Origin of the sequence: Bacteroides ndongoniae (assembly GCF_900108345.1) — a bacterium.
Lineage (GTDB): Bacteria > Bacteroidota > Bacteroidia > Bacteroidales > Bacteroidaceae > Bacteroides > Bacteroides ndongoniae.
Genome location: NZ_FNVV01000013.1, coordinates 483,025 through 495,073 on the forward strand (window position 1 = coordinate 483,025; position 12,049 = coordinate 495,073).

At 54.9% G+C, this 12,049-nt stretch carries 6 protein-coding genes; all 6 read right to left on the reverse strand.

Features of this window, described 5'->3' with window-relative positions; translation table 11 throughout:
* Positions 1-47 precede the first annotated feature (47 nt).
* Complete coding sequence (locus BQ5591_RS06290) at positions 48-1,274, reverse strand: TolC family protein (protein ID WP_071148797.1); 1,227 nt, start codon at positions 1,272-1,274, stop codon at positions 48-50.
* The gene (locus BQ5591_RS06295; RefSeq protein WP_071148798.1) at positions 1,271-4,483 is read right to left on the reverse strand and encodes an efflux RND transporter permease subunit; all 3,213 of its coding nucleotides are present in this window, start codon (positions 4,481-4,483) and stop codon (positions 1,271-1,273) included. Before BQ5591_RS06295 ends, BQ5591_RS06290 begins: the two co-directional genes overlap by 4 nt.
* A gap of 101 nt (positions 4,484-4,584) precedes the next feature.
* On the reverse strand, positions 4,585-5,799 hold the full coding sequence (locus BQ5591_RS06300) for an efflux RND transporter periplasmic adaptor subunit (RefSeq protein ID WP_071148799.1): 1,215 nt from the start codon (positions 5,797-5,799) through the stop codon (positions 4,585-4,587).
* Between the two features lie 116 nt (positions 5,800-5,915).
* A complete protein-coding gene (locus BQ5591_RS06305) occupies positions 5,916-6,335 on the reverse strand; it encodes a DUF6769 family protein (RefSeq protein ID WP_071148800.1) in 420 nt (139 codons plus the stop codon).
* Positions 6,336-6,412: 77 nt separating this feature from the next.
* Positions 6,413-9,790 carry a glycoside hydrolase family 2 TIM barrel-domain containing protein gene (locus BQ5591_RS06310; protein ID WP_071148801.1) on the reverse strand — a complete coding sequence of 1,126 codons (3,378 nt, stop codon included), beginning with the start codon at positions 9,788-9,790 and terminating at the stop codon, positions 6,413-6,415.
* 544 nt (positions 9,791-10,334) lie between these two features.
* Positions 10,335-11,981 carry an ABC-F family ATP-binding cassette domain-containing protein gene (locus BQ5591_RS06320; protein WP_071148803.1) on the reverse strand — a complete coding sequence of 549 codons (1,647 nt, stop codon included), beginning with the start codon at positions 11,979-11,981 and terminating at the stop codon, positions 10,335-10,337.
* Positions 11,982-12,049: the final 68 nt, after the last annotated feature.

Consider the following 12,049-nt stretch of genomic DNA (forward strand, 5'->3'; position numbering starts at 1 on the left):
TGAAGAATTTTTTCTTTTTCCATTCTTCATTTTCCATTCTTCATTATTTAAAGTTTGCTCTTGTATATTCTGGCCATTACTTTCTGGTACTGGTTCTCCAGTTGCAGCAGGTTCGTTTGGCTTTGGTAGACTACGGATACTTCTACGAAATACTCTATCATGCTGATTTGTCCGCCTTCGAGTGCCTGGCGCAACAGGCGCAAGTCTTGCTGACGGCCGAAAGTCTCGGTATACTCGTGTATGGAGGCTTGCAGGTTGGAAGCTTCTTCGTAGAGCTGCCATAAGGCGGTGGAAGCACTCAGTCGAGCATTCTCCTTTTGGTAATCGATGCTTTGCAGTTGCGAGCGTGCCATTTTTACCTTTCCGTGATTCTGGAAGATAGGAAAGGAGAAACCTACTACCACCCCGTTGAGCGGATGTCCGCTTTCGGTATTGCGCCGATATCCCAGTTCCAGGTCGGGCAACCAGCCTTGACGGCTGACAGACAGTTGGCGGCGTGCAGCTTCACCGTCGTTCTGCAGGGCAAGCAGGGTAGGGTCGGAAGCCAGCAGCTCGTCGCACAAGGGGCCGAAGTCGGCAGGCAGGGGGACATCGGGATAATCGGTAAGCCCCAGGTTGAGTGCATGAGGCGTAGCAGCTCCTTCGGCCAAAGGACGGCCGGGTACGAGCGACTGGTTGCCGTTGAGGGCGGTCAGTTCGCGCAGCTTGTTTTCCAAGGCTGTACGGTTCATGCGGGCTTCGGTACGTACATTCAGCAGTTCCAGATTGATTTTATTGGTTTCCAGCGAACTGGCATCACCGGTTTCCAGTCGTTTCTTGTAGAAAGCTGCCAGCTCTTCGGCGTTCTTCAGACGTTCGTCGAGGAGGGACTGCTGACGGGTCAGCATGATGATGTCGAGGCAGGCTTCCTGTGCTTGCAGCAGAATGTCCTGACGCAGGGCAAGGGCTTGGGCGTCGAGCGACTGAGCCTTGTAGCGGTTCATGCGGGCGCGGGTGATGTAGAGCGACGGGAAGTCGAAACTTTGTGCAATGACCATTTCGCCCACGGTGATGTTCTTGTCGTCCGAATCCCACAGATGAGCGTACGACAGGGTTGGATTGGCCAGGTTATTGGCTGTCCGGTTTTCCAGTTTCTGGGCATTCACATTCTGGGCATTGGCTTGCAACTGCCGGTTGTTCTGCTCTATCTGGGTGAGGATGGTTTCAATGCTGTTTTGGGCGTGTAGCCCTGCCGCCAGGGCAAGGCATACACAAATGATTACTATTTTCTTCATTCTTTCTTGGTGTGTATTAGCAGATAAACTATCGGGATGATGAATCCGTTGAGGAACGTCGAGGTCAGCAGACCGCCCAGGATGACTTTGGCCATCGGGCTTTGTATTTCGTTGCCGGGCAGGTCGCCGCCCAAAGCCAGCGGAATAAGGGCCAGAGCACTGCTGAGGGCTGTCATCAGAATCGGGTTCAGACGGTCGAGCGAACCACGCAGAACGCTGTCGTAGATGCCATAGCCTTCTTCGCGTTGCAAGTGGTTGTAATGGCTGATGAGCAGCATGCCGTTTCGGGTAGCGATGCCGAACAGCGAGATGAAACCGATGATGGCTGGGATGCTCACTTCGCCTGTGGTCAGCAACAGAGCAAACACACCACCGATCAGTGCCAGTGGCAGGTTGATGAGGATGATGGCACTCTCCTTCGTACTGCGGAACTCGTGGTAGAGCAACAGGAAGATGACAACGATAGACATGAACGATGTCAGCATTAGCGTGCGGCTGGCTGCCTGTTCGCTTTCAAACTGTCCGCCGTATTCTACGTGGTAGCCTTCGGGCAGTTGAATTTGGGTGTCGATACGTTCTTGAATGTCGTTCACTACGGAGCGCAGATCGCGGTCGGCAACATTGGCCGAGATGACTATCTTACGCTTTACGTTCTCGCGGCTGATGGTGTTCGGTCCCATGGTCGAGCGGATGTCGGCCACGTAGTTGAGCGGCACTTGCAATCCGTCACCCGTATCAATCATCAGGTTGCCTATCTTCTGTGCATGGTCGCGCAAGTCATCACGCATGCGTACGGTCAGGTTGAACGACTTACCCTGTTCATAGACTTGCGAAACGGCTTCACCCGCCAGACAGGCGTTGACGTATTCGGCAAACTGCGGCAGGGTGATACCATAGCGTGCCAGCATCTCGCGGCGGGGCGTGATGGTGAGCTGCGGACGTTCGATTTGCTGCTCTACTGTCAGGTCGGCCACGCCCTCAACGTCTTGTATCTTGTCCTTAATCTCGTTGCCCAAGGCGAACATGCGGTTCAGGTCGTCGCCGAAGAGCTTGATGGCGATGTTGGCTTTCGTACCCGACAGCATGGCGTCGATACGGTGGCTGATGGGCTGGCCTATCTCGATGTTGGCTCCGACGATGCTTCCCAACTTTTCGCGAACTTCTGCCACGACTTCGCTGCGCGGCCGGTCTTTCAGTTCGAAAGGAGCTTCAATCTCCGAGGTATTCACGCCTAAGGCGTGCTCATCCAGTTCGGCGCGTCCGGTTTTGCGGGCTACGGTCTGTATCTCTGGGATGGTAAGCAGCAGTTCTTCGGCACGGCGTCCGATAGCATCGCTTTCTTCGAGCGAGATGCCTGGCAGTGAAGAGACGTTGATGGTGAACGAGCCTTCGTTGAACGGCGGCAGGAACGAGCGACCCAGCGTGAAGAACAGTCCTAAGGCGACGGCAAAGAGGGCAATGGTACAGCCCAGTACGGCGCGTTTATGATGCAAAGCCTTTTCGAGCAGTGCGCCGTAGGCTTTCTTCAGCGTGCGGGCCACGGCAGAGTCGCCCGAATTGGCCCCATTGGTATTTCTGGATGGGGATGCAGGTGACTCTGAGGAGTCTTTAGCGGTGACTTCAGGAAGTTCTTGAATTTCTTCAGAATGTTTGTCTTCTTTATTACGCAGCATGTACGAGCAGAGCACAGGTGTCAGTGTCAATGCCACTACCGTTGAGGCGGCCAGGGCTGTGATGAAAGCGATGCCCAGCGGCACCAGCATTCGTCCTTCCATACCGCTCAGGAAGAACAGGGGCACGAAGCTGACCACGATGATGAGCGTGGAGTTGAGGATAGGCATACGTACCTCGCGCGAAGCGTTGAATACCACCTGCAGGATGGGCAGGCGACGTTCGGGCGGCAGGAGGCGATTCTCGTGCAAGCGGCGGTAGACATTCTCCACATCGACGATGGCGTCATCGACCAGCGAACCGATGGCAATAGCCATACCACCCAAGCTCATGGTGTTGATGGTCAGCCCCATGTAGTGTAGTACCAGTATGGAAACGACAAGTGACAGGGGCAGGGTGACCAGTGAGATAATGGTAGTACGTACGTTGGCCAGGAAGAGGAACAGTACGATGACCACGAAGATACCACCTTCGATGAGCGACTTCTGCACGTTGCCAATCGAACTCTCGATAAAGCGGCTCTGGCGGAAGATGTCGGTCGAAACTTTCACGTCGGGGGGCAGATTCTTCTGCAAGTCTTTCAGTGAGGCTTCCAGTTTGGCGGTCAGTTCCAGGGTGCTGGTAGCAGGCTGCTTTGTTACAGTGAGCAGTACGGCGGGTTTGCCGCGTTCCGAAGCCAGACCTAACTTGGGCGTCTGTGCACCGATGCGTACGTCGGCCACGTCTTCCAATAAAATTGGAAGTGACGAGTTGCTGCCACTACCACTTGTCGCTTGTAGCTCATCACTCGTAGCTTTAACCACGGTTTTTCCCAGCAACTCCGTATTCGTCGTGGCAGTCAGTCCGCGGACGATGTACTCGTTGCCGTATTCGTAGATGACACCGCCGTTGGCGTTGAGGTTCATGCCGCGGGTGGCTTCCAGTATTTGTCCCAGCGTGACGCCGTAGTGGCGCATCCGTTCGGGGTCGAGCTGTATCTGGTATTCCTTGATGTCACCACCCAGTACGGCTACCTGTGCCACGCCACCCGTAGAGAGCAGGCGCGGACGGATAGTCCAGTCGGCCAGCGTACGGAGGTCGAGCAAGGAGGTGGAGTCGGCTGTCAGTCCGACAATCAACATTTCACCGAGGATGGACGACTGCGGACCCAGTGTAGGCTTGCCCACTCCGGCCGGCAGTTCTTCGGCTACGAGCGAGAGTTTCTCGCTGACAATCTGACGAGCCAGGTAGATGTCCGTATCCCAGTCGAACTCGACCCAGACGACGGAGAAACTGTGAGTAGAGGAGGAGCGGACACGACGTACGTGTGTGGCTCCGTTGACAGCGGTTTCGATGGGGAAGGTGACGAGTTGTTCCACTTCTTCGGCTGCCATGCCGTTGGCTTCGGTCATCACCACTACGGTGGGAGCCGTCAGGTCGGGGAACACATCTACTTCCGTATGCAAGGCGGTGTAAGTACCGCCAATCAGCAACAGCACCGATGCTACGAGCACCAGGATGCGGTTCTGAAGGGAGAAGTGTATGATTTTGTTGAGCATAACTTGTTAAATGAAGAATTAAGAATGAAGAACGAAGAATTCTTGTGTATGGAAAATTCTTCATTAGGAAGCGCAGCTTCCATTCTTCATTTTTCGTTTAATTAGTGTTCATGGCTGTGTGCCGGTATCGCATTTGTAGCCCCTGCCAGTTTCACTTGGTAGGCACCTTTGGTCACCAGACGGTCGCCAGCGTGCAGGCCGGTGAGTACCTGTACCCGTTCGCCGTCATCGGCACCCAGGGTAACAAGTTGCTTCTGGTAGCATTCTTCATCCAGTTGCAGGTAAACGAAGTAGCTGCCTTGCTCTTCGGTGAGGGCCGAGCGGGGTACGCTGATGACACCTTCCATCGGCGTGGTAAGTAGATAGATTTCGACAAAGGAGCCGGGAACGACTTCGCCTTTGTTGTCGAACTCGAAGGTAACGGGGATGTAATAGCTGCCCTCGCCCGAAGCCTTTCCGTAGGACAGCAGGCGGCCGTTCAGGTCTGTCAGGCTATATACCTTATTATTATAAGGAGTGGAGAAGTTGGCCGAGGCCACGGAGGGCAGGGCGTTGTAGTATTTCTCGGACACATCGGCGCGGAGGAAGAGACGACGGTTCTGCGTGATGCTGACTAATGGCTGGCCTACGCTGACGTAATCGCCCTCCTTCACCAACAGGCTCTTGACGTAGCCGCCGATGGGGGCGGTGACAGTCTGTCCCTGCGGGGTGTGGTTGCGGGCTACGGCTTCGTAGCTGATGCGGGCATTCTCGTATGCCTGTTTGGCTTGGGCAAATTCCTTTTCGGAAACAATCTTGCTGGCTACCAGCGCTTTCATACGTTCGTACTCTTTCTTGCTGACTTCGTAGGCGATGCGGGCTTTCTGTACGGGGTCGCCTTCGGCCATGTTCTGCGACGAGAGGGTGAGCAGCGGGCTTCCCTTGCCCACCTGCATGCCTTCGACTACATTTTTGTTGCGGAACGATACGACACCGGCCACTGTGGCAACGGCTACGCTTTCATCGCCCTGTGCGGCCAGTACCTGTCCGCTCGTCTTGATGACCTGATGGAAGGTACCCGGTTTGACGGTATTTACTTCAACGCCTGCGGCCTTGGCTTTGGCGGGCGGAAGGACTATTTCGCCACTGCCGGCGCTATGGGCTTCTTCGGCTTCGTGATTATGACCGTCGTGCTCGTCTGCTTCTTCATGCAGTTCGGCCTCATGGTCGTGGTTCTCGGTCTCGTGGTTGTGTCCGTCGTGCGTATCGGCGGACCGGCTGTTGCAGGAGCCCAGCGACAATGCGACGAGGACTCCCAAAAATATCAGTTTCTTCATTGATATAAATGGATTAAGTTCTTGCTAAATACTAATGCTATGCTTTTTCCGGCTGCAAAGGTAGTGATACGGATGTGCAACCGGGTTGCAATATGCGCGAAGGCACACCGTGACAATTACGCAAGAAGGCTGGGAGGAGCCCTTAATCCTGAGGCACGGACGATATAGACGCCGTGCAGCGATTCAATGTAGGGTGAGTATGAGTCAGATAGACAAGGCTCGTCGAAGGCGGCCAGTTGTCTGATGAACGGGCTGAGTGCGGCGGGCAGCAGGACGGGTTTCAGCACGGGAGCCTGACGCTCGGTACGCGGGGTGCGCTGCAGGAAGTGACTGACGATGCAGCCCTTGTCGTGGCAGCAGTTGGGATGTCCGGCCGGGTGATGGTGGTGAGGTATGTGGCAGCAGCTAGGCTCTACATCGTTCTTCATACAGATGAAGCCGTTGGCATGGTGATGATGGGGAAAGACGGGTACAGCCAGCATGATGATGCTGACTAAAAAAAGCAAGTATACAATGTACTTTTTCTCTTTCTCCATGCCTTTTTGCTTCTGATGGTTGCAAAGATAAAAGTAAATCGTATACTTGCCAAGAACTAAGATAATAAATTAGTCGATTAGTAAGTGTATTTCAACTTCTTCACCGCCTGACCGGCTCCTGCTCCGGGTATCAGGGTGAATCCCCAGGTGTATTCGCGGTCGGCAGGCAGGGTGTATTCGGGTTCGGGACGCGAGTACCAGCTGTCGTAACCGGCCAGTCCCTGTTGCTTCAGGTCGAGGCAGACCTCAACGAAGTCGCGCGGGGTGATGTCGTTGATGTGCGTCTGACGAGGTTTGTCGTAAGCACCTATCTCGGGACGGTTGGCTATCTCCTGCGGAGTGAAATTGTTCCACTGGTAGGGGCGGTTGATGGCCTTTCCGGCGTCGAAGTCCTCAACGGAGTTGCGCAGGGCGTTGAACTCCATCAGGCTGTCGGCTACAATCAGCAGACTCTTTCCGCGTCCGTTCAGCGAGAGCCAGCGTGTGTCGCAGTGGTGACCGTTCTCCTGCGGGCGTACGTAGGGGAAGTATTCGTCGTCGGCCGTGCTGTTGTACAGTCCTATCGGGCTGCCGGCCTTACGGTCCCAGTAGTTTTCCTGCGGTCCGCGGCCAAGGTAGGCCAGCTGGTTCATCGTGGCAGGCAGACGGAAGCGGACACCGATGCGGGGCACTACCATCTTGTCGCGTGCGCTGACGCTTTGGGCATCGCGTCCGGGCGAGAAGGTGGCCGTGGCGGTAGCTTCGGAGATGTCTATCTTCACACCGTCCAGGTGGGCAGGAGTAAAACGGGTAGACACATTCATCACGCCGTCGGGATATATCTTATAGGTAATAAAGAACTCGTTTCCGGCAGGCAGCTTGTAGACAATGTTCACCAGTGCATTGCGACCCGACATTTCGGCCGTGGCGCTTGATACCTGGAAGTTGCGGCTCGATACTTCCCATATCTCCAGTCGTTTTGGGTTTCCGCTTCCGTAGTCGTTGTCGTTGGGAGCACGCCAGAAGTTGGGCTGGATGCCGAATCCGTCGCTGAAGTACTCGGTACCATTCACGCGGTAGGACGTAAGGATGCCCGACTGCTTATTGAACGTGAAGTTGACTTTCGAGGAGGTAACCTTCAGTTCGTTGCCCTCGTTGTCGATGCTGAGTGCGGGACCACCGGCCTGATAAGCGTCCTTGTCGGTCGGCACTTGCGGCAGGACGAACTGGTCGTGCGCAATGACGTGTCCAGCGGGGATGCAGCCTTCGGCCCGTGTGGTGGTTACTTCGAAGTCTATCAGGTAGTCGGTGCCTGTCTGGGGCCTGAGTCCTGCCACGGGTACGCTAATCTCTTGCGAAGCCTGCGGTGCGAGGTCGAGTGTGAGGCGGCCGTCGCGCAGCGTCTTGCCGTTGGCACGGATGGCATAGCGGATGGCGTAGTCCTTCAGACCGGTGAAGTAGAAGCGGTTGGTTACTTTAATCTTGCCTTTGGCCAGGTCCGTAGCTTCGAAACCTACATTCTGGTGGGCGTATTTCACTTCCGCCATGGCTGGATGAGGTGTACGGTCGGGTCCTACGATACCGTTGCACAAGAAGTTTCCGTCGCTCGGCATGTCTTTACCAAAGTCGCCACCGTAGGCGTAATAGGGTGTACCGTTCTCGTCCTTGACGAGCAAGCCTTGGTCAACCCAGTCCCAGATGTATCCACCTTGCAGATTGGGGTATTTATAGATGGCCTTCCATTGGTCCCACAGGTTACCGTTGGAGTTACCCATGGCGTGCGAATACTCCGAAGGCACTACGGGACGGTCGCTGCCCGTTTTTCCTACTTCTTCCAGCCACTTGGCGCTGGGGTACTGAGGTACGTACATATCAGAGTTCCACTCCCATTGGGCGCGCTCGTAGTTGACGGGGCGGTTCATTTCTTCCTTTTCTTTCAGATAGAGGTAGGTCTGGTAGAAGTTATATCCGTTTCCGGCTTCGTTGCCCAGCGACCAGAAGGTGACCGAAGGATGGTTCTTATTGCGTTCGTACATGTTGGCAGTGCGCTCCATGTGGGGTTTCAGCCATTCGGGGTTGTTGCCCAGGGTGCCGCCTTTGCGCAGGTTATAGTACATGCCGTGCGACTCGATGTTGGCCTCGTCGTAAACGTAGAGTCCGTACTCGTCGCACAGTTCGTAGAAGCGGCGATCCTGCGGATAGTGGCACAGGCGGACGGTGTTGATGTTGTTCAGTTTCATCAGCTCGAAGTCCTTGCGCATCAGTTCTTCGGTCACGTAGTGGCCTGTCTCAGGATTGTGCTCGTGGATGTTGACACCTTTCAGCTTGATAGGCTGTCCGTTGAACAGGAGCACGGTGTAAGGTTGTCCGTTTCCGGCTATCTGGTCGATGGGTTTGATTTCGATGCGGCGGAAACCTACGTTTTGCGGGATGACTTCGGTCACCCGGCCGTCTTCCTTGACGGTGAGCAGCAACTTGTAGAGGTTGGGATGCTCGGCACTCCAGGTGCTGACGTTTTCCAGTTCTTTCTGGAAGGTGGCCGTCGTGGGTCCGTCGGGTTTCAGCGTCAGGGTTTGTTCGGATGCGGCGGCTGTACGGCCTGCGGCATCGAGCAGTTCGTAACCGATGCTGACGGATTTGGCCTGTCCGCTGTGGTTCTTCAGGTCAATGGCCAGGCGGAAGAGACCGTTGCGGTAGGTGTCGTCGAGGGTAGAAACGATGCGGTAGTCCTGCACGGCGATGCGGGGCTGCGACCACAGGAAGACGTCGCGTTCGATGCCGCTCATGCGCCAGAAGTCCTGACATTCCAAATAAGAGCCGGTGCTCCAGCGGTAGATTTTAAGCGTCAGCACGTTTTTGCCGGATTGCAGGTAGGGGTTGATGAGGAACTCGGCGGGATTCTTGGAGTCTTCGTTGTAGCCCACTTCGCGGCCATTGACATAGACATACACGCCCGACTTGGCTCCGGCGATGTGCAGATAGACGTCGCGTCCGTCCCAGCCGTCGGGGATGGTGAAGTCGCGGCGGTAGACACCTACGGGAGTTGCTTCGGGCAACAGCGGCGGTTGCGGGTTACGTGGTTTGAACTCGTAGCCGTGGTTGGTATAGATGGCGGTGCCGAAGCCTTGCACTTCCCAGTTGCCGGGCACGGTGATGTCGGCCCAGTTCGAAGTGTCGGTCGACGGGTCGGTGATGCCGGCAGGAAGCTGGCGGTAGGAATCGACAAAGTAGAACTTCCATGTGCCGTTCAGCAGCTGGTAGTAGGGACTGTTTTCGTAACGGGCGGTGAGGGCCGTAGCTCGGTCGCCGTAGGTCATGAACGAGGAGCGGGGAGCTTCCTTGTTCACCGAAATCACTTGAATGTCTTGCCAGTAAGGCTTTTCCGGTTGCCCGGCGGTGTCGTTTGCCAGTGCGCTGGTCAGGCACAGGCAGCTCAGGAGAACCAGGAGCAGACTGTTTTTTAAGAGATGTACCATGAATAGGAATATTAAGGTTATATGTTGACAAAGATAACGCTAAAAATCAAGTCTCGCAAATGCGGAGGAAAACGGTTTGACAGAATGTCATTTTGTATTTCCGAAGCGGTGAGAATCCGTTATTTCTGCCCGTTGCCCGGGATGTGCGCAATTTTGCGGGCAGATTTCTGTATCTTTCTTATAGATAGACGGATAGCGAAATGTTTACAGTTGAAATAGAATGGAAACGACGGAAAACGGAGCTGGAACCAGTGTTCCTTCCACCAGAAAGCCATGTTTCCGAGGCACACAAGCGTTGTTCGTGTACCGCACAAGCAATGTTCGCGAGCCATACAAGCATTCTTCCGACTCCGCACAAGCGTTGCGGAAGTGGAAAACAAGCATTTTCGGGAGTGTTTTTGTGCATATCTATGCACTTTTGCGGGCGTTTTATGCTGTTCGGGCTTCTGTTTTGCGGAAAACAGATAAAGAGGCGGTAAGCAAAACAGCCGTTTGCCTGTCACGAAGACGGGGAAACGGCTGTCTTGGTATGCAAAAAGATTTTTCAGGAAACCTTATTTCTCTCCAGTTCGCTGAGCGATTCCATTTTCTTCTTTTCCAGAAATTCGTAGACGCCACAAAGGTGTTCGCGGACGCGCTGGTGGCCGAACTCGTACACCTTGCTTACCAGTCCGTCGAGGAAGTCACGGTCGTGGCTGACAACAATCAGTGTGCCGTCGAAGTCCATCAGTGCCTGCTTCAGGATGTCTTTGGTCTTCAGGTCCAGATGGTTGGTAGGCTCGTCCAGGATGAGCAGGTTGACCGGTTCGAGTAGCAGTTTGATCATCGCCAGTCGGGTACGCTCGCCGCCGGAGAGCACCTTTACCTTCTTCATCGAGGCTTCGGGGCTGCCGAACATAAAAGCACCCAGCAGGTCGCGTATCTTGTTGCGTATCTCGCCTTTGGCCACGTCGTCGATGGTCTGGAACACCGTCAGGTTTTCGTCCAGCAGCGAAGCCTGGTTCTGTGCGAAGTAGCCTATCTGTACGTTGTGGCCCAGCGTCAGGGTTCCTTCGTGTTCAATCTCGCCCATGATGCACTTCACCAGTGTAGACTTTCCTTCGCCGTTTCGGCCTACGAAAGCCACCTTGTCGCCGCGTTCGATGGTGAGCGTCGCATTGCGGAACACCACGTGATCGCCGTACGTCTTGCCTACGCCGTCCATGATGACGGGATAGTTGCCCGAGCGGGGCGACGGGGGGAACTTCAGTCGCAGGGCCGAGGTATCTTCCTCGTCCACTTCGAGCAGTTCCAGTTTCTCCAGCATCTTCACGCGGCTCTGCACTTGTAAGGTTTTCGAGTAAGTTCCCTTGAAGCGTTCGATGAACTCTTTGGTTTCGGCAATGAACTTCTGCTGTTCGTCGTAGGCTTTCTGTTGCTGTTCGCGGCGCTCCTTGCGCAGCTCCAGGTATTTGGAATAGTTCACCTTGTAGTCGTAGATGCGTCCCATGGTCACTTCGATGGTGCGGGTGGTGATGTTGTCTACAAACTTACGGTCGTGGCTGATGACTACCACCGCCTTACCGTTGTTGATGAGGAAGTCTTCGAGCCACTGTATGGACTCGATGTCCAGATGGTTGGTAGGCTCGTCCAGCAGCAGGACGTCGGGCTTCTGCAACAGCAGTTTGGACAGCTCGATACGCATGCGCCATCCGCCGCTGAAGTCGCTGGTGGGGCGGCCGAAGTCGCTCCGCTCGAAGCCAAGTCCCAGCAAGGTCTTTTCCACGTCTTCCTCGTAGTTGGTGGCATCGATGGCGTAGAACTTCTCGCTCAGGGCCGACACTTGTTCGATGAGTTGCATGTAGCTGTCGCTCTCGTAGTCGGTGCGCGTCTCCAGTTCCTTGTTCAGGCGTTCAATCTCGGCCTCCATCTCGTGCAGGTGGGCAAAGGCCTGGGCAGTTTCCTCGAACACGGTGCGTCCGTCTTCCGTCATCAGGTGCTGCGGCAGGTAGGCCACAACGCAGTCTTTGGGCACCGATACCTTTCCCCGTGTGGGCTGCCGGATGCCTGCGAGAATCTTCAGCAGGGTGCTTTTTCCGGCTCCGTTCTTTCCCATGAGGGCGATGCGGTCCTTTTCGTTAATCACAAAAGAAATGTCGCTAAATAAAGTAGTGCCGCCAAATTCTACGGCCAGTCCGTCTATTGAAATCATAAGTCCGTTTTAAATGAGGTGCAAAGATAGTGCATTTGTATGTAATTCTTTTTATCTTTGCTTCCCTT